The sequence below is a fragment of the Streptomyces vulcanius genome (genome assembly GCF_042653945.1).
Classification (GTDB): Bacteria; Actinomycetota; Actinomycetes; order Streptomycetales; family Streptomycetaceae; genus Streptomyces; species Streptomyces mangrovi.
In genome coordinates, this window is the sequence record NZ_JBHSFK010000022.1 from 126,201 (window position 1) to 151,646 (window position 25,446).

The 25,446-nt window shown below is 72.0% G+C and carries 23 protein-coding genes; 8 read left to right on the forward strand and 15 right to left on the reverse strand.

Annotated features, from left to right (window positions below):
• Positions 1-192: 192 nt before the first annotated feature.
• Entirely contained in the window at positions 193-630 is a 438-nt protein-coding gene (locus ACFPIH_RS30645; RefSeq protein WP_010353923.1) for a hypothetical protein, read from the forward strand.
• A 9-nt stretch (positions 631-639) separates the two neighbouring features.
• On the opposite strand, the gene ACFPIH_RS30650 is transcribed toward ACFPIH_RS30645, so the two are convergent.
• The 5 genes from ACFPIH_RS30650 to ACFPIH_RS30670 are packed head-to-tail and all read right to left on the reverse strand — an operon-like array spanning position 640 to position 3,966.
• Positions 640-939: a DUF6087 family protein gene (locus tag ACFPIH_RS30650; protein WP_381179255.1), complete on the reverse strand. Its 300-nt coding sequence runs from the start codon at positions 937-939 to the stop codon at positions 640-642.
• Between the two features lie 31 nt (positions 940-970).
• The gene (gene tgmC / locus ACFPIH_RS30655) at positions 971-2,158 is read right to left on the reverse strand and encodes an ATP-grasp peptide maturase system methyltransferase (RefSeq protein WP_381179258.1); all 1,188 of its coding nucleotides are present in this window, start codon (positions 2,156-2,158) and stop codon (positions 971-973) included.
• The gene (gene tgmB, locus ACFPIH_RS30660) at positions 2,148-3,110 is read right to left on the reverse strand and encodes an ATP-grasp ribosomal peptide maturase (protein ID WP_381179261.1); all 963 of its coding nucleotides are present in this window, start codon (positions 3,108-3,110) and stop codon (positions 2,148-2,150) included. The genes tgmC and tgmB overlap by 11 nt, the downstream gene beginning before the upstream one ends.
• 5 nt (positions 3,111-3,115) lie before the next feature.
• The gene (gene tgmA / locus ACFPIH_RS30665; RefSeq protein ID WP_381179264.1) at positions 3,116-3,418 is read right to left on the reverse strand and encodes a putative ATP-grasp-modified RiPP; all 303 of its coding nucleotides are present in this window, start codon (positions 3,416-3,418) and stop codon (positions 3,116-3,118) included.
• A 44-nt stretch (positions 3,419-3,462) separates the two neighbouring features.
• Positions 3,463-3,966 carry an ATP-binding protein gene (locus ACFPIH_RS30670; RefSeq protein ID WP_381179267.1) on the reverse strand — a complete coding sequence of 168 codons (504 nt, stop codon included), beginning with the start codon at positions 3,964-3,966 and terminating at the stop codon, positions 3,463-3,465.
• A gap of 255 nt (positions 3,967-4,221) precedes the next feature.
• On the opposite strand from ACFPIH_RS30670, the gene ACFPIH_RS30675 reads away from it, so the two are divergent.
• From ACFPIH_RS30675 to ACFPIH_RS30685, 3 genes are all read left to right on the forward strand, one after another.
• Complete coding sequence (locus ACFPIH_RS30675) at positions 4,222-5,475, forward strand: helix-turn-helix domain-containing protein (protein WP_381179270.1); 1,254 nt, start codon at positions 4,222-4,224, stop codon at positions 5,473-5,475.
• Positions 5,460-5,990: a GNAT family N-acetyltransferase gene (locus ACFPIH_RS30680; protein ID WP_381179273.1), complete on the forward strand. Its 531-nt coding sequence runs from the start codon at positions 5,460-5,462 to the stop codon at positions 5,988-5,990. The genes ACFPIH_RS30675 and ACFPIH_RS30680 overlap by 16 nt, the downstream gene beginning before the upstream one ends.
• 188 nt (positions 5,991-6,178) lie before the next feature.
• The gene (locus ACFPIH_RS30685) at positions 6,179-6,871 is read left to right on the forward strand and encodes a serine hydrolase domain-containing protein (RefSeq protein WP_381179276.1); all 693 of its coding nucleotides are present in this window, start codon (positions 6,179-6,181) and stop codon (positions 6,869-6,871) included.
• Here the strand turns inward: ACFPIH_RS30685 and ACFPIH_RS30690 are convergent.
• Positions 6,838-10,485, reverse strand: coding sequence for an AfsR/SARP family transcriptional regulator (locus tag ACFPIH_RS30690; RefSeq protein ID WP_381179279.1), 3,648 nt, complete (start codon positions 10,483-10,485; stop codon positions 6,838-6,840). The two genes, ACFPIH_RS30685 and ACFPIH_RS30690, sit on opposite strands and share 34 nt — an antisense overlap.
• Positions 10,486-10,722: 237 nt before the next feature.
• On the opposite strand from ACFPIH_RS30690, the gene ACFPIH_RS30695 reads away from it, so the two are divergent.
• The 3 genes from ACFPIH_RS30695 to ACFPIH_RS30705 all read left to right on the forward strand — a co-directional run bounded on the left by ACFPIH_RS30695 (position 10,723) and on the right by ACFPIH_RS30705 (position 15,422).
• Positions 10,723-11,847: an FAD-dependent oxidoreductase gene (locus ACFPIH_RS30695; RefSeq protein ID WP_381179282.1), complete on the forward strand. Its 1,125-nt coding sequence runs from the start codon at positions 10,723-10,725 to the stop codon at positions 11,845-11,847.
• Positions 11,848-12,002: 155 nt separating this feature from the next.
• Positions 12,003-14,504, forward strand: coding sequence for an outer membrane protein assembly factor BamB family protein (locus ACFPIH_RS30700; RefSeq protein WP_381179285.1), 2,502 nt, complete (start codon positions 12,003-12,005; stop codon positions 14,502-14,504).
• A gap of 96 nt (positions 14,505-14,600) precedes the next feature.
• The gene (locus ACFPIH_RS30705; protein WP_381179288.1) at positions 14,601-15,422 is read left to right on the forward strand and encodes an SAM-dependent methyltransferase; all 822 of its coding nucleotides are present in this window, start codon (positions 14,601-14,603) and stop codon (positions 15,420-15,422) included.
• 53 nt (positions 15,423-15,475) lie between these two features.
• On the opposite strand, the gene ACFPIH_RS30710 is transcribed toward ACFPIH_RS30705, so the two are convergent.
• The 7 genes from ACFPIH_RS30710 to ACFPIH_RS30740 all read right to left on the reverse strand — a co-directional run bounded on the left by ACFPIH_RS30710 (position 15,476) and on the right by ACFPIH_RS30740 (position 22,701).
• Complete coding sequence (locus ACFPIH_RS30710; protein WP_381179291.1) at positions 15,476-16,117, reverse strand: sigma-70 family RNA polymerase sigma factor; 642 nt, start codon at positions 16,115-16,117, stop codon at positions 15,476-15,478.
• 118 nt (positions 16,118-16,235) lie between these two features.
• Positions 16,236-16,916 carry a hypothetical protein gene (locus ACFPIH_RS30715; protein ID WP_381179294.1) on the reverse strand — a complete coding sequence of 227 codons (681 nt, stop codon included), beginning with the start codon at positions 16,914-16,916 and terminating at the stop codon, positions 16,236-16,238.
• Positions 16,917-17,036: 120 nt separating this feature from the next.
• Positions 17,037-18,305 carry an ArgE/DapE family deacylase gene (locus ACFPIH_RS30720; protein WP_381179297.1) on the reverse strand — a complete coding sequence of 423 codons (1,269 nt, stop codon included), beginning with the start codon at positions 18,303-18,305 and terminating at the stop codon, positions 17,037-17,039.
• A gap of 425 nt (positions 18,306-18,730) precedes the next feature.
• Positions 18,731-20,152, reverse strand: coding sequence for a sensor histidine kinase (locus ACFPIH_RS30725; RefSeq protein WP_381179300.1), 1,422 nt, complete (start codon positions 20,150-20,152; stop codon positions 18,731-18,733).
• Positions 20,153-20,881 (reverse strand): response regulator transcription factor, encoded by a 729-nt coding sequence (locus ACFPIH_RS30730; RefSeq protein WP_381179303.1) that lies wholly within the window; start codon positions 20,879-20,881, stop codon positions 20,153-20,155.
• Positions 20,882-20,986: 105 nt separating this feature from the next.
• A complete protein-coding gene (locus ACFPIH_RS30735) occupies positions 20,987-21,613 on the reverse strand; it encodes an FMN reductase (protein WP_381179306.1) in 627 nt (208 codons plus the stop codon).
• Complete coding sequence (locus tag ACFPIH_RS30740; protein ID WP_381179309.1) at positions 21,610-22,701, reverse strand: LLM class flavin-dependent oxidoreductase; 1,092 nt, start codon at positions 22,699-22,701, stop codon at positions 21,610-21,612. Before ACFPIH_RS30740 ends, ACFPIH_RS30735 begins: the two co-directional genes overlap by 4 nt.
• 117 nt (positions 22,702-22,818) lie before the next feature.
• On the opposite strand from ACFPIH_RS30740, the gene ACFPIH_RS30745 reads away from it, so the two are divergent.
• Positions 22,819-23,655: a DUF6597 domain-containing transcriptional factor gene (locus ACFPIH_RS30745; protein WP_381179312.1), complete on the forward strand. Its 837-nt coding sequence runs from the start codon at positions 22,819-22,821 to the stop codon at positions 23,653-23,655.
• Here ACFPIH_RS30745 and ACFPIH_RS30750 read toward each other — a convergent pair.
• Together ACFPIH_RS30750 and ACFPIH_RS30755 are read right to left on the reverse strand one after the other, a co-directional pair.
• Positions 23,621-24,361 (reverse strand): TIGR03943 family putative permease subunit, encoded by a 741-nt coding sequence (locus ACFPIH_RS30750; RefSeq protein WP_381179315.1) that lies wholly within the window; start codon positions 24,359-24,361, stop codon positions 23,621-23,623. The two genes, ACFPIH_RS30745 and ACFPIH_RS30750, sit on opposite strands and share 35 nt — an antisense overlap.
• The gene (locus ACFPIH_RS30755) at positions 24,358-25,374 is read right to left on the reverse strand and encodes a permease (protein WP_381179436.1); all 1,017 of its coding nucleotides are present in this window, start codon (positions 25,372-25,374) and stop codon (positions 24,358-24,360) included. Before ACFPIH_RS30755 ends, ACFPIH_RS30750 begins: the two co-directional genes overlap by 4 nt.
• Positions 25,375-25,446 lie beyond the last annotated feature (72 nt).

Sequence of the window (25,446 nt, forward strand, 5' to 3'; positions counted from 1 at the left end):
ATGAACCCTGGTGTGAATCCCGGTTCGAACCCTGGTATGAACGCCGGCGCGAGCCCGGGCGTGAATCAGGGTGTGAACCATGGCGTGAACCAGGGTGGGAACCAGGGTGTACCGAACGACCCCGAGCGGATCGACCGGCGAGTCGACCATGGGGTCGACCGCCTCCGGGCGGAGAGCAGGAATGGTGGTCGGGTGGGGGTGACGTACAAGTACTTCGGCGCGCCGGACGGCGCGACGGCGGCCCGCGTCCCTATCTCGATGCGTCCCGAGGAACTCGGCGGCGACGAGCTCGGCATGAACGGCATGTTCACCAAGATCAAGCCGGAGACGATGGCCGCGATGGTGCTGACCGGCATCGAAGGCGTCCCCCTCCACAAGGTGCCCCCGCTCGAACTCGTCGTCCTGCACCCCGACTACGCGGTGGTCAAGCTCCCCATGACGGTGGTGGACCCCCTCCGCGACATCGGCGAGGAAGCGGTCGGCGCGGCAGCCTTCATCTGGTCGACGGTCCCGGACCGGGGCGGCCCCCGCGACGCGTTCAACGTCTACCAACTGCTCCACGAGTGGCAGGACTTCTCACACCGTCTGCATGAGGCGGGGCATCAGCCTTATTGCCTGGTGTGGCCCTGAGCCGAGTTCTCACCGCGGGGTTTGCGGCTTGCGGTGTCTTCCCGTACCAGAGCCGAGTGGCTTCGACACAGGGGACGCGGGCTCGTCGGCTTTCCTTGGCCAGAGGATCGCCCTCGCCTCGGCCAGGTCGGCGGCGAAGCCGTACGGCTCCCACGTATGGCCGTTCCAGCGCTCGATGACGCGGGGCGCTTCCGGGTGCAGGTGCGACCCTCTGAGCCCATCACCGCCCGGAACGACTGGCACGGCACGCAGTCGGCCGATCATCGCGTCACGGCGTTCCGCCCAGTCCTTAAGCGGCTCGTCGTCCATAGCGGCATTCCTCGCGTCGGTGGTCGGTGCCTCAGGAGGTTAGCGGCCACTGAGGCCCACTCGGATTCCCGAGCCAGACGACTTGGGCGTCACGGGCGACCGTCAACCCGAACGCGGCGGTGCTCGGTGAGCCGTACTCCTCCCAGGTGCCCACCGCCGACTCGACCGCGTCCCAGAGGCGGCGCGGGCCGCCCTGGCGAACCCGCCAGCCGCTCTCCGTGGAAGCGAGCACAGCGAAGGAGTCGGTCACGCTGTCCAGCACGAACGTGCCGACCGTGCCGCCGTCGACCGGCATGGAGAAGAAGCGGGCGTCCGGCACCGCGAGCTGCGCCATGAAGGCCGACCCCGGGCAGGTGAGAATCTCCGGCCCGCCCACTGCGCTCCGCGTCGTTCCGTCGTCAGGCCCCGGGACCGTCCCGAGGCTCTTCGGCGCGTCCTGCTGGCGGGCGATCATGAAGCTCGGGTCGTCCTCGCTGAACCAGCCGCTCGCGCTGTCTCCGGTGACGATGAGCTTGACCAGACCAAGGGAGCGCATCCAGCCGCGCAGGGTGGTGAGGATGACCCCGCCGGGCAGCACCTGCTCCAGCCAGGCGGGTGGGATGTTGCGGAAGCCGCACGTAGCGATCAGCCGGTCGTAGGGGGCACCGTCCAGGTGGCCGACGCTGCCGTCGCCCACCAGCAGGTGGGGGGAGTAACCGGCCGTGGCGAGGGCGTCGCGGGCTCGCCGCGCCACGCCCTCGTCCGTCTCGACAGAGGTCACCCTCTCGCTCCCGAGCCGGTGGCACATGAGCGCCGTCGAGTAGCCGGTGCCCGTGCCGATCTCCAAAACGTTCATGCCCTCGTGCACGTCCAGGTCTTCGAGCATCCGGACGACGAGGCTCGGCAGCGTCGACGACGAGGTGGGGGCCGCGTTGCTGATCGGCTGCGGGTCGGCCCAGTCGATGTCCCCTCCGTCGAACTGGGTCATCCACGTCTCGTCCGAGTAGACGAGGCGGAGCCACTCCTCCTGACCGGCGATCTCCGGGGTCACCGGCTCCCATGCGGTGACGCCGGGGGCGTCGCTCTCCCGGTAGAAGCGCGGGATGAAGGCGTGGCGGGGCACGGCCTCCACAGCTGCGCGCCACTGGCGCGACCGCAGTCGGCCGTTCTTCTCCAACTGGTCTGCGAGCTGCCGCCGGAGGCCCACTGCGGCTGCCTCGATTTCGGGCTCAGCAGGCACCAAGCCCTCCTTCCAGAAGATCGGCGAGTGCGGCGGTCATGCGCAGGCCAGTCGGCTGTTCCATCCAGGCCCACTGCCCGGAAGGGTTGCACTCGATGAAGATCCACTCCCCGGAATCGGTCAGGGCGAAGTCGAACGCCCCGAAGACAAGCCCGAAGTGCTTCAGGTAGGCACGCATGGCCTGCTCCACCACGGGTGGCGTGACCAGGGGCGTGTACGTGTGAGTGCCGTAGTCCGTACGCCAGTCGAGGAGACCGGAGTCGATCCGCACCGCGAAGACCTGCTCTCCGATCACTGTGACCCGGACGTCCGCGACCTTGTCCACACGCTTCTGGAACAGGTGCATGGTGCCGGCCACCGACTCGTCGATCTCGTCGGCGGCCACCTCGGTCACGGAAACCGTCTGGGCCTTGCCGTCGACCAGGTAGAGCGGCACCGAAATGGGTTTGAAGATGGCCGGGCCGTGCGCCCTGATGAACGCCCGTGCGTCGCTGGGCACGTTGGTGATCAGTGTGGGTGGCAGGGCGAAGCCGGCCGCCGCCGCGGCGGCGAGTCCGGCCGGTTTGTACTCGCCGTCACCGATGCGGTTGGGGTGGTTGACGTACAGGCAGCCGGGCAGCGAAGTGAGGATGCCACCCAGCCCGTAGCGGGCCTGGGCGACGGCAAAGCGCTCGTCCTGCCTGTCGAGGTGCGGGAAGGCGAACCCGGAAGGGCGCCGGTAGTACAAGGACCGCACCGAGCCAAGTTCGGCACGGCGGCTCGGGGTCTGCACCCTTCCCCGCCAGTTGTCCGTGTCGCCGATGGCGGCCGAGCACGACAGGGTGGCGGGGAAGTCACCGGAGTCGAACCGCACGACCGGGACGCCCCGGTCGTGCAGCTCGGCGATCACGAAGTCCGCAGTCGGGTCATCAAGGTTCGTGACGACCAGGACCGGACGATCGTCGTTCGTCACCACAGTCACTGGTCGGTGTCGTTCCCCGTGTCGCTGTCCGGGGAGTCGCTGTTGCGGTCGCCCTGGCCCGTGGTTCCGGTCTTGGGGTTCGTACCCGAGGAGGTGCCGTGCCCTGGGGACATCGTGGGCGCCCCGGAAGCGTCGAAGTACCGGGCCGTCTGTGTCGCGGGATCCAGCGCCACCCTCGCGTAGTCGGGGCCTTCGGCAGGCGGGTACGGGGCGATGCGACGCAGGCCCCACGGGGCCGCGGTCAGGTGTCCCTGCGGCAGTGGGCTGCCTGTGGGGAAGCGGTCCATGTAGTTGAACACGGTCTGCCTTTCTGTCGGAAGTTCCTGTTCTTCACGTGATGTGCTCACCCGCCTGGTGTCCGAGAACTCGGACCTGCTTCAGCAGGAGTCTCATGGGTCGCCGCAAGAGAGGGCTCCGAAGCCCGTCGAGGACCCGTCACATCCGGCAGCTTCAGCTCGGCCCAGACGAGCTTGCCCCAGCGATGCAGGTCGTAGCCCCACCGCCAGCTCAGCGTCTCCACCAGGAGCAGGCCACGGCCGTCCTCGGAGTCGTCGTCAGGGCGGCCCGGCTTCGGGGTTTCCCGGCTCTTGTCGGCGACGCCGATCCGGATCACGTCGTCCGTCTCACGCCGCACCACGACCCGAACGACGCGACACCGCGCGTGGTCGACGGCGTTGTTGATCAGCTCCGAGACGATCAGCGTTCCGGCCTCGGCCAGCTCGCCTATGCCCCAGGTGTTCAGAGCGGCGGAGACGAGCAGGCGGGCGCGGCGAGCGGACTCCGGCTCGCACGGCACGGTCTCGGTGTAGCCCGGGGTGCCTGTCGCTGTCGGTCTGGCTGAGGTCATGGTCACGGGGTCATCCCTCCGAGGCTGGACGCCCGCCCCGACGACGGGGTGCGCAAGGGCGGGCTCTCCTCCATGCCGTCGCGGGGCGGGGAAGGGGACCTCGTCCGCTCGACGGCTGATACCGAGTCAACGACCTCTGACCGGCCAGGAACAGGAAAGGTGGCGCCCCGCTCGACTGCCCGGAACCGGAAGACTTTACCCCCCCGTGACCTCGGGTCTGGCTCGGCTCGTAACCGCAGGGCTACGGTCGGTGTCATGGGAGCGAACGCCGTCCTCAAGAGCCGGATGGAGGAACTCGGGCTCACCCAGGAAGAATTGGCAGATCGGATGAACTCTGCGCTGGCAGACATCACTGGCAGGCCCGGTGACGTCTCCGCCCGCACGGTCCGCAATCTGCTGAACGGCACCTCTCGCCGCCCCATCGGCCGCACATGCGCGGCTCTGGAGCGGGTGTTCGGCTGCCCTGTCCAGGACTTAGGGTTCAGCGCACCACGCACCATGCAACACCCGCAGGAGGACCCCGTGCGGCGTCGCGCCTTCCTCGCCTCGGCCACCGGGACCGCGGCCGCCGCGGTGCCCTTGGTGGCCCAGCGCCGCACGGTCGGCATGTCGGACGTGGCCCGGGTCGCGGCCGGGATGAACGCCCTCGTCGAAGCCGACGACCGCCAGGGCGGGCACACGGAACTGGAGAGGGCCGCCGTCCAGGGCCGCGACAGCATGCTGGACCTGCAGCAGCGCAACGCCGGCGAACGGGTCCGCAGGGCCCTGTACTCACTGGCCGCCGAGTTCACCACCATCGCCGCCTGGTCCTGCATCGACGCCCGCAACCTCGACCAGGCCCAGACCTACCTGAACGAATCCGCGACGTACGCCGGCCTCTCTCAGGACGGCCCCACCGAAATGCGCGTCTGGGTCAACCTCTCGATGCTCGCCTACCAGCGACACAACTGGCCCGAGGCCCTCGCCGCCGCACAGGCAGCCCAAGCCTCCTCGGCAGCCCGCCGCGACCCGTTCTTCGACTCGCTGGGCCGAGTCCGCGCAGCCGTTGCGTACGCGGCACTCGGCGACGGGCGCTCCAGCCTGCGATCCCTCGGATCGGCGCAGGACGCCTTCGCCAAGGTGGCGCAGCGCGAGCGTCCGCGCTGGACGGCCTTCTACGGCCAGGCCGAACTCGACCACCTCGGCGCCGTCGTGCAGTTCAACAGCGGCCGCCACGCCCACGCCGAAGCCATGGCACACCGCGCACTGGCGAAGATCCCGACCACCTTCCGGCGCAACAGGGCACTCGCAACCACCCAACTCGCCCTCGCCCAGCTCCACCAGGGAGAAGCCGAACAGGCCACGGTCACCGCCACCGGCGTCTTCACGATCATGGACGGCGACCCTCTGCCCGGCCGCATGCGCACCCTCATCGGCGACTTCCACCGGGGCCTGTTCGTCCTCGCCCCCTCCACCTCCTACGCACGCGACTGGGCAGACCGCATGAGAACCGAATGGAGCCAAGGGTGACCGACCTGCGTCATTTCCAGCATGGAAGCCTTCCTGAGGACTTCCGTCAGATACTCATCGACGTACACGCCGACGCCTACGCCGACCAGATGGACGACCCGTTCCACCAGCGCTTCGCCTGGTTCGTAGACCACTGGTCAGCCATGGACGGGTTCTCCTGCGTGGTGGCGTACAACGCCGACGAGCCGGTCGGCTTCGCTTACGGCGCCCCGCTCGCCCCCGGCCGCGAATGGTGGCGCTCCACCGACTACGAGCCGAACAACGGCTACTCCTCGACCTACGCCGTGTCCGAGGTCATGGTGCGTCCACAGTGGCGCAAGCGGGGCATCTCCGAACGCCTCCACGAAGCTCTGCTGAAGGAACGCACGGAAGACCTCGCCGTGCTCCTGGTCGACGTGACCCACCCCAAGGTCCAGGCCCTCTACGAGTCCTGGGGATACACCAAGGCCGGCGAGCAACAGCCCTTCGCCGACTCACCGGTGTACGCGGTCATGGTCAAGGCCCTTCAAGACTGACGGCGAACCGAGCTTCGTGGATCAGCGTGACCGCTGTCGGAGCTCCCCCAGGTAGGCGGCGACGGCGTCCCGGTTGCGGGTGAGGATGTCGATGCGCTCGGTCAGCCGGTCGCGTTCGGCTTCCAGTGCCGTCACCGTTTCGGGGAGGACGCCGTCGAAGACGATCGGGTCGCCGGGGGGGGGATTCCATGCAGGGCTACCACGTCCTGAACTACGGCCACCTCGTCGGCGAGTTGGTGCACCGCCTGACCGGTCTGTCGCTGCGCGACTTCGTGCGCCGGCACATCGTCGAGCCGCTCGGTGCCGATTTCCGGATCGGGCCGGACGAGGCAGACCTCGGGCGGGTCGCCGACATCGTTCCTCCGGCACTCGACTTCGACCCGTCGGTGCTCGACCACGACACCGTCGCGTACAAGACCTTCACGGGCCCTTCCTTCCGTGCGTCGGCGGCCAACTCCCCGGCCTGGCGCGCCGCGGACCTGGGCGCGGCCAACGGGCACGGCAACGCCCTGTCCGTGGCCGACATCCTCGCGCCGGTGTCCCGCGAAGGCGCCACCGCCCACGGAAGGCTCCTGCGACCCGACACCGTCAAGCTCATCTTCGACGAGCAGTCCCGCGGTGCGGATCTCGTCAGCGGCCTGCACCTCAGGTGGGGCATCGGATACGCGCTGCCCGACCGGCGCACCCTGCCCTGGATCCCCGACGGCCGTGTCGCCTTCTGGGGCGGCTGGGGAGGCTCCATGGCCATCATGGACCTCGGCCGGCGCATGACGATCAGCTATGTCATGAACAACATGGGGCCCGACATCCTGGGCTCCCCACGAGCCGCCGCCCACGTCACCGCCGTCTACAGCGCCCTCGGAATCGACGCTTCGCCCTGAGCATCGCCACCCGGTACGACAAAACCCCCGACAGCGAGTTGGGTCGCGGCCGTCTTGGCGTCCAGCTGCCAGCCCTTGGCGTAGGCCGCGGCAAAGGGTTTCTCGCCCAGCGCGGCACGCCCTCGGCGGGTGAGGGCGCGGACCTGGCGGTCGGTGCGGTCGTGGGCGCCGCGCAGCCGGGAGGCGGCTCCGAGCAGGACGGCGGCCTGGTGATGGCGCCCGTGCGCCTCTGCCAGCGCGGCCGCGTTGACCGCCACCAGCGACAGGACCGGCAGATCCCGGGTCTCCAGTCCCGCCGCGTACGCCTTCGCCAGTTCCTTCTGCGCGCCGGCCAGGTCGCCCGTCTCCAGGCAGAGCGAGGCCCGTGCGCTGCCGACCAGCGTCCGCGCGTGGTCACCGGGGAACGAGGTGTCGCCGTGCAGACCCCGTTCGGCCTCGTCGAGCAGTTCCCGTGCCCGCTCCAGGTCGCCGAGCCCGGTCCGGAAGACGGCCTCCCACGCGTCGACGAGGAACACCATCTCCGGCGAGTTCGCGCGCAGCGCCCGCTCCCGGGCCGAGTCGATCAGCGCGATCACCAGGTCGGTGTCGCCGCGCCGCAGGTGCAGGTCGATCCAGCGCAGGTCGCTGAACACCTCGTCGCTGAGACTGAGCGAGCCGAACCCGCCCGCCAGCGAACGGGCCTCGCGCAGGTCGGCCAGCGCGCCGTCGAGGTCGTCGTCGTACTGCCGCAGCCGGGCGCGCATCGGCAGCGCGTCGGCCTGGCCCCAGCGGTCGCCGACCTGCCGGAAGCAGGCCAGGGCCGCCTCCACGTCGGTGCGCACCTCGTGGAGTTCGCCCGCGTTCTCGGCGTATTGGGCCCGGAACATGCGGGCCAGCCCGGACAGCCACACGTCGTCGCCGTCGGCCAGATGCCCGATGATCGCGGGCGTGGTCTTCTCCCCCTGCGACCTCTCCCCCTGCGACCTCTCCCCCTGCGTCCTCTCCCCCTGCGTCCTCTCCCCTTGCGTCCTCTCTCCCTGCCGGAACGCGAGCGGGAGGGCGGTGAGCGCGGCGTACCGGCCGGGGAGTTCCGGGTACGCGAGCAGCCGGTCGGCCAGCTCGCGTATCTCGGCCTGGTCGTGCGCGGCCTCTTCGGCGGTCGTCCCCGGCCGGGTGTGACCGCGGTTGAGCAGGTGGATCGCGCGGGCGCAGTCGCGGTCGGGCGTCGGCTCACCGCTGGCCACCGGCACCGGCACCGGCACCGCCAGTGCTTCGCCCAGCCAGTAGGCCGCCTCGGAGTACCGGCCGAACATCTGCCAGTACCAGGTCAGGTTCAGGGCGAGGGTGGTCGCGCCGGGGGCGTCGTGGGTGGCGCACAGGTGGCGCAGGGCGGCGAGCGTGTTGTCGTACTCGGCACTGATGGCTCGGATGGCCGCCAGCTGGCCGGGGCCGCGCAGCTGCGGGTCGTGGCGGGCCATCAGCTCGGTGAAGTGGGCGGCGGCCAGGTCGCGGACGGTGCCGAGGTCGTCCGTCCCGGCCAGGCGGTCGGTGCCGTACTCGCGCAGCGTCTCCAGCATGCGGTAGCGGCCCGGATCGGGCGCGAGCTGCAGCAGTGACCGGTCGACCAGGCAGGCGAGCAGTTCGGGGATCTCGGCGGGCGGCACCGCGGTTCCGGCGCAGACCGCGGTGGCCGAGGCCGGTGTGACGCCGCCGGGCAGGACCGAGACGCGTTCGGCGACCGTACGCTCGTGCTCGCTCAGCAGGTCCCAGCTCCAGGCGATGACCGCGCGCAGCGTGCGGTGCCGGGGCAGCGCGGTGCGGCTGCCGGTGGTGAGCAGCCGGAACCGGTCGGAGAGCCCGTCGGCGAGTTCGGGCAGCGACAGCGTCCGCAGCCGGGCCGCGGCCAGTTCGAGGGCCAGCGGCATCCCGTCCAGGCCGCGGACGACCCGCCGGACCTCGGGCAGCGTCGTCCCGTCGACCTCGAAGCCGGGGCGCACGGCCGCGGCCCGCTCGGCGAACAGGCGTACCGACGCCGCCCGCCGGGCCTGCTCGACGCCGTCGTCCGGGCCGGGCAGCGCGAGCGGGCCGAGCGGCACGAGCGCCTCGCCGTCGACCGCGAGGGGTTCGCGGCTGGTGGCGAGCACGCGCAGCCCGGGGCAGCGGGGCAGCAGTGCCGCGACCAGGTGGGCCACGGCGTCGATCAGGTGCTCGCAGTTGTCGACGAGCAGCAGGCTCTCCCGGCCGCCGAGCCGGTCGACGAGTACGTCCAGTTCGTCGCCCTCGACCCGCGTCCGGGCCTCGAACAGCGCGCCGCCTCGCAGCCCGATCCCGGCGAGCAGGGCCGCGCCTGCCTTGGACGGCTCGGTGACCGAGGCGAGGTCGATCATCCAGGCGCCGTCGCGGTACTCGTGGCGGTGGCGACGGCGGGCGGCCTCGACGGCGAGCCGGGTCTTTCCGGCGCCGCCGGGACCGGTCACGGTGACCAGGCGCCCGGCGGTGAGCAGCGTGTCGATCCGGACGAGGTCGTCGTCGCGCCCGATGAAGCTGGTCAGCGGTGCGGGCAGGTTGCCCGGCCTGGTCCGCGCGGCGTCGGCGGCCGGCGCGGGGCGCTCGGCGCGCAGCAGGCTCAGGTGGCGTTCGCGCAGGGCGGCGCCCGGGTCGGTGCCGAGGTCGTCGGCCAGGGTTGCGCGGACCCGCTCGTACAGGGCGAGGGCCTCGGCCTGACGACCCTGGGCGGCGAGCGCGTCCATGAGCAGCGCGGCCGCCCGCTCGTGGACCGGCTGCTCGGCGAGCAGGGCGGTCAGGCGGACGGCGGCCGAGTCGGCACGGCCCAGGGACAGTTCGGCGTCGGCGAGGTCGGCGACGGCCTCGACCGCGGTGTGGGCCAGCCGGGTCGCGGCGGCGGGCGCCACGGCGGCTACGACCGTGGGCTCGGTGCCGGGACAAGCGGCGGGATATGCGGCGGGAGGGGCGGCGGGAGGAGCACCAGGATGGGCGGCGGGATGGGCGCCGGACTCGGTGCCGGGCTCGGTGCCGGACTGGGCGCCGGACTCGGTGCCGGGCTCGGTGCCGGACTGGGCGCCGGACTCGGTGCCGGGCTCGGTGCCGGACTGGGCGCCGGGCTCGGTGCCGGACTGGGCGCCGGGCTCGGTGCCGGACTGGGCGCCGGGCTCGGTGCCGGACTGGGCGCCGGGCTCGGTGCCGGGCTCGGTGCCGGGATGGGCGTCCCACAGGGCCACGGCCTCGCCGAGCACGGCCGCCGCCGCGTTCGGGTCGCCGGCGCGCAGGTGGTCACGGCCGGTGGCGGCGAGCTGCTCGAACCGCAGCGCGTCCACGTCGGCCGCGGCCACGTCCAGCCGGTAGCCGCCCGCGACCTTCGCGACGTCACCGGCCGAACCGAGGGTCCGGCGCAGCCGCGAGACGAGGGCCTGCAGGGCGTGGGCGGGGCCGGCCGGCGGATCCTCGGCCCAGATCGCGTCGATGAGGACGCCCTGCGCGACGGCGCGCCCGCCGGCGAGCGCCAGCCGTACGACCAGACCCTGCAACCGCGCACCCGGAACGGGCAGGGCGGTGTCACCGCGAAACACCTGAAAGGCGCCGAGCAGCGTGATGCGAAGCCGCGCGTCCCCGTCCATCCCCCGATCTTCGCGCGCGCACCCTCGAGTCCCCAAATCAGGGCGGCGCCCTGGGTTTTGGTCAGGGCAGTGCCCTGGTTCTCCCCTCTGCTCACGGGAGTGTGAGCGCCGTGTGCGCCGCTGTCAGCGCCGCGTGTGCCCGGTGTGAGCGGCCCGCGTCAGTCTCCGAGTGCCCGACATTCCAGAGGTGGCCGGCCGGAACTCACCGGGCGGCCCGATCCCGTGGGAGCCACCACCATGAACAGCCCTGTCACGATCATCGGCGCCGGACTCGGCGGACTGACCCTCGCCCGCGTCCTGCACATCCACGGCATCCCGGCCACGGTCTACGAGGCGGAGGCATCGCCGGAGGCGCGCACGCAGGGCGGGATGCTCGACATCCACGACTACAACGGGCAGCTCGCCCTCGGTGCGGCGGGCCTGATGGACGAGTTCCGCGGCATCGTCCTGGAGGGCCGCCAGGCGATACGGGTCCTCGACCCGGACGGGACCGTCCTGCTCGACCAGCCCGACGACGGCACGGGCGGACGCCCCGAGGTGCAGCGCAGCGAGCTGCGACGGATCCTGCTCGACTCACTGCCCGCCGACACCGTCCGGTGGGGACACAAGGCCGGCGGCGTGCGCGCCCTCGGCGAGGGCCGCCACGAGGTGACGTTCGCCGACGGCAGCATCGTCGTCACGAGCCTGCTGGTGGGCGCGGACGGCGCGTGGTCACGGGTCCGGCCGCTGCTCTCCGACGCCACCCCCGAGTACACCGGCAGTTCGTTCGTCGAGACCTACCTGTTCGACGGCGACAACCGGCACCCCGCCGCCGCGAAGGCGGTCGGTGACGGGTCGCTGCTCGTGCTCGAGCCGGACGGGAAGATGATCTCCGCCCACCGGGAGAGCGGCGGGACCCTGCACACCTACGTGACGCTGCCCAGGGCGCTGGACTGGTTCGCCGGTATCGACTTCACCGATGCCGCCGCGGCCACCGCGCGGGTCGCGGCGGAGTTCGACGGCTGGGCCCCCGAGCTCACCGCCCTCATCACCGACAGCGACACGGCGCCGGTCCTGCGCCCTCACAACAAGCTGCCGGGCGGGCACCGCTGGGACAGGGTGCCGGGGGCGACCCTGCTCGGCGACGCCGCCCACCTGGCAGCCCAGGACGGCGAAGGCGCCAACCTGGCCATGCTGGACGGCGCCGAACTCGGCGAGGCCGTCGCCGCGCACCCCAACGACCTGGAGGCCGCGCTCACCGCGTACGAGCAGGCCATGTTCGTCCGCAGCGCCGCAGCCGCCGCCGAATCCGAAGCCGCCGGCAACGGCACACCCACATCCCAGGACCTGATCAGCTTCTTCGCACGGGGCGAGCAGCCCTGACGGCCTGCTCACTGCAGGGGGCAGCCCCGCGGAGCAGCGCCGAGGGCGAGCCGACAGTTCCCGGAATCCATTGAGCCGCCCGCCGTGATCGGGGAGGATGCTGTTGCTCGGCGTGGTTCCGGGAGGCCGTGCCGTCGGGGAGAGTGACAGCGAAGATGGGGACGTTCGCAGACCTGGAACCAAGCGACCCACGTCTCGTCGGGCGCTACCGGATCGTGGCCCGACTCGGCGCCGGCGGTATGGGCCAGGTGTACTTGGGGCGCTCGCCGGGGGGCCGGCCGGTAGCCGTCAAGGTGGTGCGCCCGGAACTCGCCGGCGACCGGGAGTTCCGGCGGCGCTTCGCACGGGAGACGGCCGCCGCGCGACGCGTCAACGGGGCGTTCACCGCGGGGGTCGTCGACGCGGACCCGGAGGGCTCGCCACCCTGGCTGGCCACGATCTTCGTTCCCGGCCTGTCGCTGGGTGAGGCCCTGTCCGAGCACGGGCCCTGGCCGGAGCAGCCGACGCTGGCCCTGGGGGCCGGACTGGCGGAGGCGCTGGAAGCGATCCACGGGGCGGGCGTGATCCACCGGGATCTCAAGCCCTCCAACGTGCTGCTCGCGGTCGACGGCCCGAGGGTGATCGACTTCGGGATCTCGCGCGCGGCCGAAGCGAGCATGGATACCCGGCTCACCCACGTGGGCACGGTCGTCGGCACCCCCGGCTTCATGTCCCCCGAGCAGCTCACCGGCGATCCGGTGGGACCGCCGAGCGATGTGTTCTCCGTCGGCGCGGTCCTCGTCTACGTCAGCACCGGCATCGGACCCTTCGGCACCGGCGCCGCGAACGCGCTGAACTTCCGCACGGTGTACGAGGAGCCCGAGCTGACCCGGGTACCGCCCGTACTCCGTGACATCGTGGCCGACTGCCTCGCGAAGGACCCCGGCCGCCGCCCCGATGTGGCCGCGCTCCTGGAACGGCTGGTCGGGGCGGGCGGTGCCGACGGCGGCACGGCGGGCCTGCTGACCGAGCCGGAGTGGATGCCGGCGACCGTCGCCGAGGAGGTACGCGAGCAGACGTCCGCGGCCCTGCCCCGAACTCCACCGCCGGTGCCGGTGCCCACACCGTCACCGGAACCCGAGCCCCTTCCCCGGCCGGCCGATCCGCGGGAGCCCGCGCCCCTACCGGAGCCGGCGGATGCGAAGCCCGCCGCGGCACTCCAACAGGCACCGGTGCCGGCACCACAAGAACCCCCGGCCCCCACCGCCCCGCCGACAGCAACCGACAAGCCGGAGCAGACAGCCCCACCGCTCCCGCCCCCCACATCGCCACCGCCAGTCACTCCGGCCGTCCACCAAGCCCCGACCACCCACCCCTGGGGACCCCCGCCTCCCAGCCAGCCCCAGCCCCAGCCCCAGCCCCAAGCAGGGTGGCCGCCCCCGCAGCCCCACGCAGGCTGGCCCCCTCCGGTCATCGTCGGACCGCCCGGATCGCACACCGGTGCGGCCGGGACAACCGGAACGGCATCCCCCTCGCGCCGGAGCCTGCTCCTGGGGCTCTCGGCAGCCGCGGTCGGGCTCGGCGGGGCGGCCTTCGTCGGCTGGAAGTTGAACGGGCAAGGCGAACAGGGCGGCAGTGCGGATCCCTCCGACTCGCCGACCCCGACCGACTCCTCCGCCTCCACCTCGGACGACCCCTCTCCCCGAGACCGGGGGTCGGGCGGCGCGAAGCTCTGGGTGTTCGACACGGGGGACCTCGTACGTTCGTCGCCGACGGTGGTGAACGGCGTGGTGTACGTCGGCAGCGACTGCGGCTGCCTCTACGCCCTGGACGGGGCGTCGGGCGACGACGTGTGGTCGTACCACATCGGCTCCGACGTGCGGTCCTCACCGACCGTGGCGAACGGCGTCGTCTACGTCGGCAGCGACGACGGCCACCTGCACGCGGTCAACGCGGCGACGGGCAAGAAGGCATGGTCCTACGACACCGGCGGCTACGTGCGCTCCTCGCCTACGGTGGCGAACGGCATCGTCTACGTCGGCAGCGACGACGGCTCCCTCTACGCGCTCGACGCGGCGACCGGCAGGAAGGAGTGGTCCTACGACACCGGCGACCTCGTGGAGTCCTCGCCGACCGTGGTGGACGGCGTGGTGTACGTCGGCAGCGACTGCGGCTGCCTCTACGCCTTCGACGCGGTGACCGGCAGCGAGAAGTGGTCGTACCACATCGGCGGCGAGTCGGCGCCCGGCTCCCCCGCCGTGGCCGGCGGCGTCGTCTACATGGGCGCCGAAAGCAGCCATCTGTACGCCGTGGACGCCGGCAGCGGGGACCGGAACTGGCAGTTCGCCACCGACGGCGTGGTGGCGACGAGACCGCTGGTCCTGGACGGCGTCGTCTGCGTCGGCGTCGACGACGCCGTGCACGCCGTGGAGACGGACAGCGGGACGGAGAAGTGGTCGTACACCCTCGGCGACCGCGTCGACTCCTCGCCCGTCACCGCCGACGGCGTGCTCTACATCGGAAGTCACGACTCCTCCCTCTACGCACTGGACATCGGCACCGGCGACAGGCTCTGGTCGTACGCCACCGAGGGTCCGGTGAGATCCACCCCGGCCGTGGCGGACGGCGTCGTCTACGTCGGCAGCGACGACGGCAAGGTCTACGCCCTGAGAGCGTGACGTCATCGCCGCGAGGGGGGGGGTGAACTGCGCCTGGCCACACGGATGTTTGCGATGATCTGACCATCACACATGTCCAGGACGGAGCCAGGCAGCATGAAATCTCCCCGCGGTGGCGACAGCGAGGCCCAGTCGTTCGAGATCGACACGAGCAAGCCCCACCCGGCCCGGATGTACGACTACTTCCTCGGCGGGAAGGACAACTACGAGGTCGACCAGGAGGCCGCCGAGAAGTTCATCCAGGCCGCCCCCGAGGTACGGGTCGGGGTCCGGGCCAACCGGGGTTTCATGCACCGCGCCGTCCGGCACGTCGTCGCCGAGGGCGGCATCCGGCAGATCCTGGACATCGGCACGGGCCTGCCCACCGAGCCCAACGTGCACCAGATCGCGCGCGCCATCGCCCCCGAGACCCGTATCGCCTACGTCGACAACGACCCGATCGTCAGCGCCCACTCCCTCGCCCTGATCGACGACGAGGCCGACACCTCCGTCGTGCTGGCCGATCTGCGGGACCCCCGGGGCGTCCTCGACCACCCCGAGGTACGCAAGATCATCGACTTCGACCAGCCGGTGGCGCTGATGCTGGTGGCGATCCTGCACTTCGTCACCGAGGCGGAGGACCCGAACGCCGTCGTCGCCGCCCTCCGCGACGCGCTGCCCACCGGCTCCTACCTGATCCTCTCCCACGCCACCGGGGACGTCCACGAGGACGGCCGCAAGGACGCGGCGGCCGTCTACAAGACCGCCACCGCCTCCATGAACCCCCGCACCCGCGCCCAGGTCCTGGACTTCTTCGGCGACTTCACCCTCGTCGACCCGGGTCTGGTCCTGGTCCCCGACTGGCGCCCCGACGAGCCCGTCCGGCCCGGCACCCCGCCGATCGGCATCTACGGCGGGGTGGCCCGCAAGGACGCCTGACGAGAACCGAACGGGAGGGTGCGACCTGCGCGCACCCTCCCCCGCCTTCCCGGTCAGGCCGCCATCAGGTCCAGCAGGGTCGCCCGCGCCCGCGCCACCCGGGACCTGACCGTCCCCACGGGACAGTCGCTGACCTGCGCCACCTCCGCGTACGGCAGCCCGACCAGCTGCGTGAGGATGAACGCCTCCCGCCGCTCGTCCGGCAGCGCGGCCAGCAGATCCAGCAGGACGACGCCGTCGTCGAAGCCCGGCAGACCGCGCGGCTGGGCCCACTCGACGGCCAGCTGCCAGTCCGGGGTGTCACAGGGGCGGGGCCGGACGGAGGCGTACCGGTAGCTGTCGATCACCGCGCGGCGGGCGATGGCCAGCAGCCAGGTGCGGGCGGAGGAACGCCCTTCGAAGCGGTGCAGACTGCCGAGCGCCCGCAGGAACGTGTCCTGCGCGAGGTCGTCCACAGCCTGGGGATCGGCGCACAGATGGGCGACATAGCGCCGGACGTCCCGCTGCAGCGCGCGCACGAACCGCTCCACCGCGACGGCGTCACCGGCACGCGCGGCCAGCGCCCACGCCGTGATCGACTCGTCGGGGCAGGCGACGGCATCCGAGACATGGACGTCAGAAGCGACGGCATCAGAAACAGCCGAATCAGAAGCAGCAGCATCGGAAACAGCGGCATCGGAAACATGGGTGATCACCCTGGGGTCCGCCTTCAGGGAAAGTGGGGAAAAACGGGGGAACGGCCCTACGGCGCCTGCGCGCACGTACGGCCGAAGCCCGGGGCGCACACGGGCGGCCCCGGGTCACCGGCTGCCGTCAGAAGGCAGCGCACCCCACGGGCGGACCCCGGGACGTGATCGCGTGGACGAGAAGAAGCCGCGGCGCCCGTTGCGACCGACGGCGCCGGATCCGGACACGCGGGCGGTCCGGCGGCTGGGGCAGGGCCAGCAGCATCCGCAGCGGCGCCGCCAGCCGGCCGGCCACGGCCCGCAGAATCCGGAACGCGGCCCGCTCGCCGTAGGCCAGCCACAGCCCGGACAGCAGCGCGGCGAGCAGGTGGGCGGCGAGCATGCCGAGGGAGGAGGAGAAGAGACCGGCGGTGCTCATGTCACCCATGCCGGCCATGTGGTCCATGCCGGCCATGTGACCGTCCATGTGACCGCCGTCCATGGAACTCATGGAACCCGCGGCGGACATACCCGTCATACCCGGCATGCCGGTCATCGCCGGTGCGGAGGACGACGCCGACTGTGCGAGTTCGAACGCCGCGTGCAGCCCCGTCTGCGCCCCGACCACCACCGTGACGACGGCCGTCAGCCCCCGTTCACGCCCCGCCAGGCACCACCCCGCCGCGCCGGTCACCGCGGCCCCCGCCGCCAGCGTCCACGCGGGCACGGGAACGCCGGACATCAGGACGTGGCCCAGGGCGGCGAGCAGCACACAGACGGCCGCGAACAACGCGGCCCTCAGCGTGCGAGAACACCACCCGGCAGTCATGGCGCCTCATCCTCGCATCCGTACGGGGACTCTCAGGCAGGAGTACGGACACCGCCCGTCTCCCGCTCACACGGACCAAGAGGGACATCAGCCGTGAGGCGTTCCTGTGTCAGAGGTTTCTCACCGCACCCCCGCCGTCCGCAGCGCCGTCAGCGCCAGTGCCCGCGCCACGTCCCCCACCTCCCGTAGGGACACGTGCTCCCCCGCGCTGTGCGCGACCGCGATGTCCCCCGGCCCGAACTGCAGCGTCGGTATCCCGGCCCCGGTGTAGTGCCGCAGATCGCTGCCGTACGTCGCCCCGCGCTCCCGTGGCCGGGCCGCACCCGTCGCGTCGGCGTACGCGTCCGCCACCGTGTCCCGCAGCGGATGCCCCGCCGCCAGCCGCCCGCTCGCGAACTGCCCGCCCGGCCAGCTCACCGCCACCGGATGCTCCCGCAGCCAGGCGTCGCCCGCGCACACCTCCGCCACGCACCGCTCCAGCGCCTCCCGCGCCCGCGCCGGATCCTCCCCCAGCCGCACCCCGAGCCGTCCCTCCGCGACCAGCAGATCGGGCACGCTGCTCGCCCAGTCGCCGGAGCGCAGCGTCCCGACGGACAGCGCGTACGGGATCGGGTACTCGGCGAGCAGCGGATCGGGGTCCCGGTTGCGCTCGGCCTCCAGCCGGGCCAGGGCAGCGTGCAGCGGCAGATAGGCGTCGATCGCGCTCACGCCGGCCTCCCGGGAACTGGCGTGCGCGGCCTTCCCCGGCACGGTGAGCCGGAAGGTCAGCGCCCCCGCGTTCGCGGTGATCACCGTCCCCGCGGTCGGCTCGGCGATCACGCACGCGTCACCGCCGTGGCCGCGCCGGAGCGTCCCGAACGCGCCGATCCCGCCGTCCTCCTCCCCGACGACGCAGTGCATCGCGACCCGCCCGCGCAGCCGCACCCCCGCGGCCCGGATCGCCGCCAGCGCGGCCAGCTGCGCCGCCAGCCCCGCCTTCATGTCGCAGGCCCCGCGCCCGTGTACGAGGTCCCCGGTCACCCGGGGCCGGAACGGGTCCCCCTCCCAGGCCGCGGGATCACCGGGCGGTACGACGTCCACGTGCCCCTGGAGGATCAGCGCCGGCCCGTCGTCACCGCCGCCCTCCGTGACCCCGACCAGCCCCCACGCCTCTTCCCTCGGCACTTCCATGCCGGGGAAGGCGGGGTCGTCGAGCAGCGCCGGCAGATCCATGGACCACAGGTCGACGTCCATCCCGAGCCGCTCCAGCCGTCCGGCCAGGTGGTGCTGGAGTTCGGACTCGGCGGCGCTGCCGGTGACGCTGGGTATCGCGATCAGCTCCAGCAGCGTCCGTACGGCACTCTCCTCGTCGACGGCCGCAAGCACGGCGGCCTCCTGCTCGGTCAACATGCGCATCCCCTCGGTCCCACCCGGCCAGTCGTACGCATACTTGCTCACCACACCCCATGGACACACCGCCAGCCCCGTCGCACATCACCGGCGCCAACGGACACACCGCCAGCCCCTCGCGCCTCACCAGGGCCCAACGGGGACACCCGGCAGCCCCCTCGCACCTCACCAGGGCCCAGCGGGCACACCCGGCAGCCCCCTCCGGCCCCACCGGCAGCCGGGACAGGCCCCACAGGGCCCCTCACGCGCCGACGCCCCGGGACAGGCCGCAACCCCTCCCACTCACCCAAGCCCGGAAACGCGCCCGCAGCCCCGCCCACTCACCCCGCCCCAGAAACACACCCGAGGCCCCGCCCACTCGCCCGAACCCCGGGGACGCCCCCTCGCTCACGCCGGCGCCCGCCGCCCCCGCCCCCGCCGGCCCCTCACGGTCCGCCCACCGTGAACCCGATCACCGAGCCGCCCCCCGCCCGCCGCGAGGCGAACGGCGCGCCCCCGTGGGAGAGGGCCACCTCCCGCACGATCGACAGGCCCAGGCCCGAGCCCGGCAGGGAGCGCGCGTCGGCGGCGCGGTAGAAGCGGTCGAAGACACGGGTGAGGTCGGCCTGGGAGATACCGGGCCCCCGGTCCAGCACCTCGACCCGTACCCGCCCCGGCCGGGCCGGCCCGCTGACGGCGATCTCGATCGGCGCCCTGCCGTCCCGGTCGAACTTGGTCGCGTTCTCCACGAGGTTCGACACCGCCCGCTGAAGCATCCCCGGCCGCCCGTCGGTGGTGGTGTCACCGCTCGCCCGCACCAGGATCTCCCGCCCGGTGCGCCGCCGGGCGAGCCCCGCGACCTCCTCGGCGATGTCGGCGAGGTCCACCCGCTGCGGCGGCTCGCTGTCGGACTGCCCGGCCGCGAGGTCGACGAGCTCGTTCACCAGATCGGTCAGCTCACGCGCCTCCTGCGTCAGATCCGCCACCAGTTCCTCCCGGGTGGCCGGGGGCAGCTCGTCGATCCGCCGCAGCAGCGAGATGTTCGTACGAAGCGAGGTCAGCGGCGTACGCAGCTCGTGCCCCGCGTCCTGCACCAGCCGCCGCTGGTCCTCCTCGGACTGGGCGAGCCGGCCCAGCATCCGGTCGAAGGCCCGCCCAAGCCGCCCCACCTCGTCGTGGCCGGTGACCGGCACCTGCACACCGAGCCGGCGCGTCCGCGCGACGTCCTCGGCCGCGGTGGTGAGGATGACCAGCCGGTGCGTGATACGCCGGGCCAGCCACCAGCCGAACAGCCCGGCCGCGGTCACCACCGCCGCCATCAGGATGAGCGTGCGCCGCTGGAGCGCCCGCAGCAGGTCCTCGGTGTCGCTGAACTCCTGCGCCACCTGCACCGCGCCCCGCCCGCCGCCGAGCGCGACGGTCGCGACGCGGTAGACGTCGCTGCCGACGTTCACGTCCTTGTGCTCGACCATCTCCCCGGCCGCCGGGGCCGCGGCGACCTCCCGGTCCGCGGCCACCACCGGCAGCCCGGGGCTCCCGCTGTCGACCAGCGACCCGTCCGGCCCCAGCACCTGGACGTCGGTCCGGGCCGGCCGGACGATGTCGTGCCCCGGCGCGGACGAGGAGAAGTCCCCCGGCGCCATCACATGCCCGCGCACCTCGTCCCGCAGATCCTGGACGACCTCGTCGAACACCGACTCCTGGTCGACCCTGACCAGCCGGGCGGCGGCGGAGTACGACGACACACCGATCAGGACCGTCACGACGGCGGTCACCGCGGCGAACGACACCGCGAAGGTGGTGCGCAGCGACACCAGCTTCGGCCGCGGCCGGACCAGCAGCCGCCGCAGCCGGCCCGGCCGCGCCACTCAGTCCTCCCGCAGGACGTAACCCACCCCGCGCACCGTGTGGATCAGCTGCCCGGCCCCGGGATGGTCGAGCTTGCGGCGCAGATAGCCGACGTAGACGGCGAGGTTCTTGGAGCCGGGGCCGAAGTCGTAGCCCCAGATGCGGTCGTAGATGGTGGAGTGGTCGAGGACGATCCCCGCGTTGCGCACGAGCAGTTCGAGGAGCTCGAACTCGGTGCGGGTCAGCTCCAGCTCCCGCCCGCCGCGCCAGGCCCGCCGCGCCTGCGGGTCCATGCGCAGCCCGGCGGCCTCCAGATAGCGCTCGCCGGTCTGCCTGGGCGCGATGGCGACAGGAGTCTCGGTGGCGGGGACGGCGCCGTCCGGCCTGGTCCGGCGCAGCAGCGCCCGCAGCCGTGCGAAGACCTCCTCGACGTCGAACGGCTTGACGACGTAGTCGTCGGCGCCCGCGTCCAGACCGGCGATCCGGTCGGCCGTCTCCACCAGCGCGGTCAGCATCAGGATGGGCGTACGGTCGCCCTCGGCGCGCAGCACCCGGCAGACCTGGAGGCCGTCGATGCCGGGCATCATCACGTCGAGGACGAGCACGTCCGGGGGCGACTTGTGGGCGTGCGCCAGCGCCTCGACCCCGTCGGCCACCGCTGTGACCTGGTAGCCCTCCAGAGCCAGGGCGCGTTCCAGCGCGTTGCGGATGGCGCGGTCGTCTTCGGCTAGCAGCACGGTCTGAGGCACGCGTTCAGTTTGCCAAGCTTTCAGCGTCGGACGACCTGATGATCTTCCTTACGTCGCCCTTCTTACTGCCCTCTCACTCTCCTGGACGGAACCGGTCGCGCTGCGTCACCCCGCGGGCCGCAACGCGGCGAGCTGCTGCTCGAACGGTACGACGTCGAAGGCGCCGCCGACCTCCCCTGCGGGCTTCCCGGACACCGTCGACCCGCCCGTCAGCCCGCCCGTCAGCCCGCCCATCAAACCGGCCAGCTCCCCCGCCGCCCGTTCGATCCGCTCCGGCAGCCCCTCCGCGCCCCAGTCCTCCGAGGCGGCGTAGACGGCGGTCGGCACGACGACGGCCCGCAGATAGGCGAACAGCGGACGCATGGCGTGCTCCAGGACCAGCGAGTGCCGGGCGGAGCCGCCGGTCGCGGCGATCAGTACCGGCTTGCCCGCCAGCGCCTCCTGGTCCAGCACATCGAAGAACGACTTGAACAGCCCGCTGTACGACGCCGAGAACACCGGCGTGACGACGATCAGACCGTCGGCGGCCTTCACCGCGTCCAGCGCCTCCGCCAGCTTCCGCCCCGGGAACCCGCTGGTGAAGTGGTGCGCGATCTCGACGGCGAGGTCGCGCAGCTCCACGACCTCGACGTCCACCGGGGCCTGCCGCCCGACCGCCCCGGCCAGCCGGTCGGCCAGCAGCCGGGTCGACGACGGAACGCTCAGCCCCGCCGAGACGACGACGAGCCTCATGCCACGACCTCCTTCTTCTGCGCGTCGGCCAGCAGGGACGCGTGGGTCGGCGCCTCCGGCACGTCCGCCGGCCGCCCCACCGCGAACTCCTTGCGCAGCACCGGCACGACCTCCTCGCCCAGCATGTCGAGCTGCTCGAGGACGGTCTTCAGCGGCAGCCCCGCGTGGTCCACGAGGAACAGCTGGCGCTGGTAGTCACCGGCGTACTCGCGGAAGGCCAGCGTCTTCTCGATGACCTGCTCGGGTGTGCCGACGGTCAGCGGGGTCTGGTCGGTGAAGTCCTCCAGGGACGGCCCGTGCCCGTAGACCGGCGCGTTGTCGAAGTACGGCCGGAACTCCCGCACCGCGTCCTGCGAATTCCTCCGCATGAACACCTGACCGCCGAGGCCCACGATCGCCTGCTCGGGCGTCCCGTGCCCGTAGTGGGCGTACCGGTTCCGGTACAGCTCGACCATCTGCTTGGTGTGGTCGGCCGGCCAGAAGATGTTGTTGTGGAAGAAGCCGTCGCCGTAGTACGCGGCCTGCTCGGCGATCTCCGGCGACCGGATGGACCCGTGCCAGACGAACGGCGGCACGCCGTCCAGCGGCCGGGGCGTCGAGGTGAACCCCTGCAGGGCCGTCCGGAACTTCCCCTCCCAGTCCACGACGTCCTCGCGCCACAGCCGGCGCAGCAGCGCGTAGTTCTCGACGGCGAGGTTGATGCCCTGCCGGATGTCCTGCCCGAACCAGGGGTACACCGGCCCGGTGTTGCCGCGCCCCATCATCAGGTCGACCCGGCCGTCGGCCAGATGCTGGAGCATCGCGAAGTCCTCGGCGATCTTCACCGGGTCGTTGGTGGTGATGAGGGTGGTGGAGGTGGAGAGGATCAGCTTCTCGGTCCGCGCCGCGACATAGCCGAGCATGGTGGTCGGGGACGAGGGCACGAACGGCGGGTTGTGGTGCTCACCGGTGGCGAACACATCGAGGCCCACCTCTTCCGCCTTCAGCGCGATGGCGACCATGGCCTTGATCCGCTCGCGCTCGGTCGGCGTACGGCCCGTCGTCGGGTCCGGCGTGACATCGCCCACCGTGAAGATCCCGAACTGCATGGTCGCTCACCCTCCAAGGTTGTTGACCGTTCAACTATACCCTCCCAACAGAGCCCCCCTCCGCTCTATTCCGCCCGCTGCCACGCGTTGTCAGTGCCCCGCCGTACGCTCGATCACATGGCCGCCCCACGCCGTGACACCCGAGGCATCGTCGACGCCACCGACCTCTTCGCGCACGTGGACTTCCGCCGCCGCGAACCCGCCGAACCCCTGCGCCCCTACCTAGAGCACTACTGGCTGATCGACTGGAACCTCCCCCAGCCGTACGCCTCGCACGTGGTCCCGCACCCCTCCGTCAACATCGTCTTCCAGCAGTACGAGAACCAGGCCCCCTTCGCCGAGATCTCCGGCATCGGCCTCACCCTCTTCACCCAGAAACTGGAGGGAAGGGGCCGCGTCTGCGGCATCCAGTTCCGCCCCGGCGGCTTCCGCCCCTTCGCCCCTCATCGCCCGGTGTCGGAGTGGACGGGCAAGAGAATCCGCCTCCCGGACACCGACCCCACCCCCGTCCTCACCCCACCCGACGAGGACGCCCGCGTCGCCGCCCTCGACACCTACCTCCTCTCCCTCGGCCCCCGCCCCGACCCCCAGGCCGACCACGCGATGGCCCTCACCGCCCGCATCCGCACCGACCGCACCATCCGCAAGGTCACAGACCTCGCCCAGGAGGAGGGAGTCTCCGTACGACGACTACAACGCCTGTTCGCCGCGTACATCGGCGTAAGCCCGAAGTGGGTCATCCTCCGCTACCGCATCCACGAGGCCCTGGAACGAGCGGAAACGGACGGGCCCGTGGACTGGGCGTCCCTGGCCGCGGACCTGGGCTACGCGGACCAGGCCCACCTGATCCGCGACTTCACCGCGACAGTGGGCGTCCCCCCAACGACCTACGCCGGCCACCGCGCCCCTCAGGGGCCCACTACCCCAATGGCACCGCATCCATATACGAATTAGACGGCTTGCGAATCTGCTCCAAACCCCGCGCGTCCAGAGCCACCGCCCCCGACGAAGTCCCCAGCTTCCCGCCCGCGTGCCACACGCCGGTGACCGTCACCCACGTGTCCGCCTTGGGCATGGCAATGCCGTACACCCGCACCTTCAACGTCGCCGCATCCGCCGCACAGCAGCTGACGACGATCCGCGTCAGATACCACCCACCGCCACCAGCGGAAGACGCGGGAGACGCGAACCCCGTCATCCGCACGGCCCGCCCCTTGATCGCCAGGCTGCGGTCCTGCTGCACCCGAATGGTGAAGTCGGTCAGCGTGATCGGCAGCGGAGACGTCTTCGGCAACGGATCGAACCCGTCGTCGTCCACCGTCGCGACGACCTTCGCCGGCTCCCGCGAGGCGGTGTACGACCCGAGCGCGGGCGGCGCGTAGAACAGCAGACTCAGCACGGGCAGAAACAGCAGCCAGGCGACCCGGGGCACACCAGAGTGATCGTGCCCATGCCCACCCTCCTCACCATGCTCACGCTCCCCCCGCCACGAGGCCCACGCCTCCAGCACCCCCAACACCACCAGCAGCACCCCGGACGCCACCAGCAACGGCCGCATCCCCGCCTTCACATACCTCAGGTACTCCTCGGTGAACAGCGAGGTCTGCAACAACCCGAGACCACTCAGCACCAACAACGCGACCTGCACGAACCGCCTCACAGCAGCACCCCTCCCACGACCGCGCTGCACACCACCGCGACGACGACCGTCGCCCCGGAGAACCGGACCGCGAAGGCCCGCCCGAACGTCCCCGCCTGCAACGCGATCAGCTTCAGATCGACCATCGGCCCCACCACCATGAACGCCAGCCGCGCCGTCGGCGAGAACCCGCTCAGCGAGGCCGCGACGAACGCGTCCGCCTCACTGCACACCGCCAGCAGGATCGCGAGGGCCGCCAGGAACAGCACCGACAGCCACGGCGAACCGGAGAACGTGTCGAGCACCGACCGCGGCACCGCCACATTGAAGGTCGCCGCCGCCATCGCCCCCACCACGAGAAACCCACCCGCATGCAGAAAGTCATGCTGAAACCCGCGCCGGAACTCGGTCCACCGGCTCCGCCCCACCACATGCCCGGAGTGCCGAACCGTCGGCCGCAGCCACTCCTCCTTCCCCAGCCAGAGCCACAGCCACCCCATCACGGCCGCCGTGACCAGCGAGGCCACCAGCCGGGCCAGCACCATCTCGGGACTGCCGGGAAACGCCACGGCGGTCGCCGTCAGCACCACGGGATTGATCGCGGGCGCGGAGAGCAGAAACGCAAAGGCAGCCGCAGGCGTGACCCCCCGCCCGATCAGACTGTTCGCCACCGGCACGGAAGCACACTCGCACCCCGGCAGCACCACCCCCGCCATCCCCGCCACCGGCACCGCCAGCGCCGGCCGCTTCGGCAGCAGCCGCCCGAACACACTCGCCGGCACGAACGCGTTGATCGCCCCCGACAACGCCGTACCCAGCAGCAGGAACGGCAGCGCCTGCACCGTCACCGCCAGCGCCACCGTCCGCCACGCCTGCACGGCCGGCTCCTCCAGCGACCGCCCGACGACCACCAGCACCAGCCCGGGCAGCACGGCGGCACCCAGCAGCAGCAACGGCCAGTTGCGCGGCAGTTGACGACCCGGCGGCGCCTCGGCCCCCGGCACCTCGGCCGCCCGTATCGCGGTGTCCTGCATCGCCCCCATCGCCCCCTGCCCCCCGGCTTCGCCGGTACCGTCCGCAGATCGTACTCAGCGGAGTGCAAAGCC

Coding starts and splice junctions, on each gene's coding strand:
- ACFPIH_RS30720 (WP_381179297.1), bottom strand. CDS start 18,305: ATGTTGACCGAGCAGGAGGCCGCCGTGCTTGCGGCCGTCGACGAGGAG.
- ACFPIH_RS30690 (WP_381179279.1), bottom strand. CDS start 10,485: ATGGACGGGGACGCGCGGCTTCGCATCACGCTGCTCGGCGCCTTTCAG.
- ACFPIH_RS30700 (WP_381179285.1), top strand. CDS start 12,003: ATGGGGACGTTCGCAGACCTGGAACCAAGCGACCCACGTCTCGTCGGG.
- ACFPIH_RS30705 (WP_381179288.1), top strand. CDS start 14,601: ATGAAATCTCCCCGCGGTGGCGACAGCGAGGCCCAGTCGTTCGAGATC.
- ACFPIH_RS30685 (WP_381179276.1), top strand. CDS start 6,179: ATGCAGGGCTACCACGTCCTGAACTACGGCCACCTCGTCGGCGAGTTG.
- ACFPIH_RS30670 (WP_381179267.1), bottom strand. CDS start 3,966: ATGACCTCAGCCAGACCGACAGCGACAGGCACCCCGGGCTACACCGAG.
- ACFPIH_RS30680 (WP_381179273.1), top strand. CDS start 5,460: ATGGAGCCAAGGGTGACCGACCTGCGTCATTTCCAGCATGGAAGCCTT.
- ACFPIH_RS30650 (WP_381179255.1), bottom strand. CDS start 939: ATGGACGACGAGCCGCTTAAGGACTGGGCGGAACGCCGTGACGCGATG.
- ACFPIH_RS30675 (WP_381179270.1), top strand. CDS start 4,222: ATGGGAGCGAACGCCGTCCTCAAGAGCCGGATGGAGGAACTCGGGCTC.
- ACFPIH_RS30740 (WP_381179309.1), bottom strand. CDS start 22,701: ATGCAGTTCGGGATCTTCACGGTGGGCGATGTCACGCCGGACCCGACG.
- ACFPIH_RS30735 (WP_381179306.1), bottom strand. CDS start 21,613: ATGAGGCTCGTCGTCGTCTCGGCGGGGCTGAGCGTTCCGTCGTCGACC.
- ACFPIH_RS30745 (WP_381179312.1), top strand. CDS start 22,819: ATGGCCGCCCCACGCCGTGACACCCGAGGCATCGTCGACGCCACCGAC.
- ACFPIH_RS30715 (WP_381179294.1), bottom strand. CDS start 16,916: ATGACTGCCGGGTGGTGTTCTCGCACGCTGAGGGCCGCGTTGTTCGCG.
- ACFPIH_RS30695 (WP_381179282.1), top strand. CDS start 10,723: ATGAACAGCCCTGTCACGATCATCGGCGCCGGACTCGGCGGACTGACC.
- ACFPIH_RS30755 (WP_381179436.1), bottom strand. CDS start 25,374: ATGCAGGACACCGCGATACGGGCGGCCGAGGTGCCGGGGGCCGAGGCG.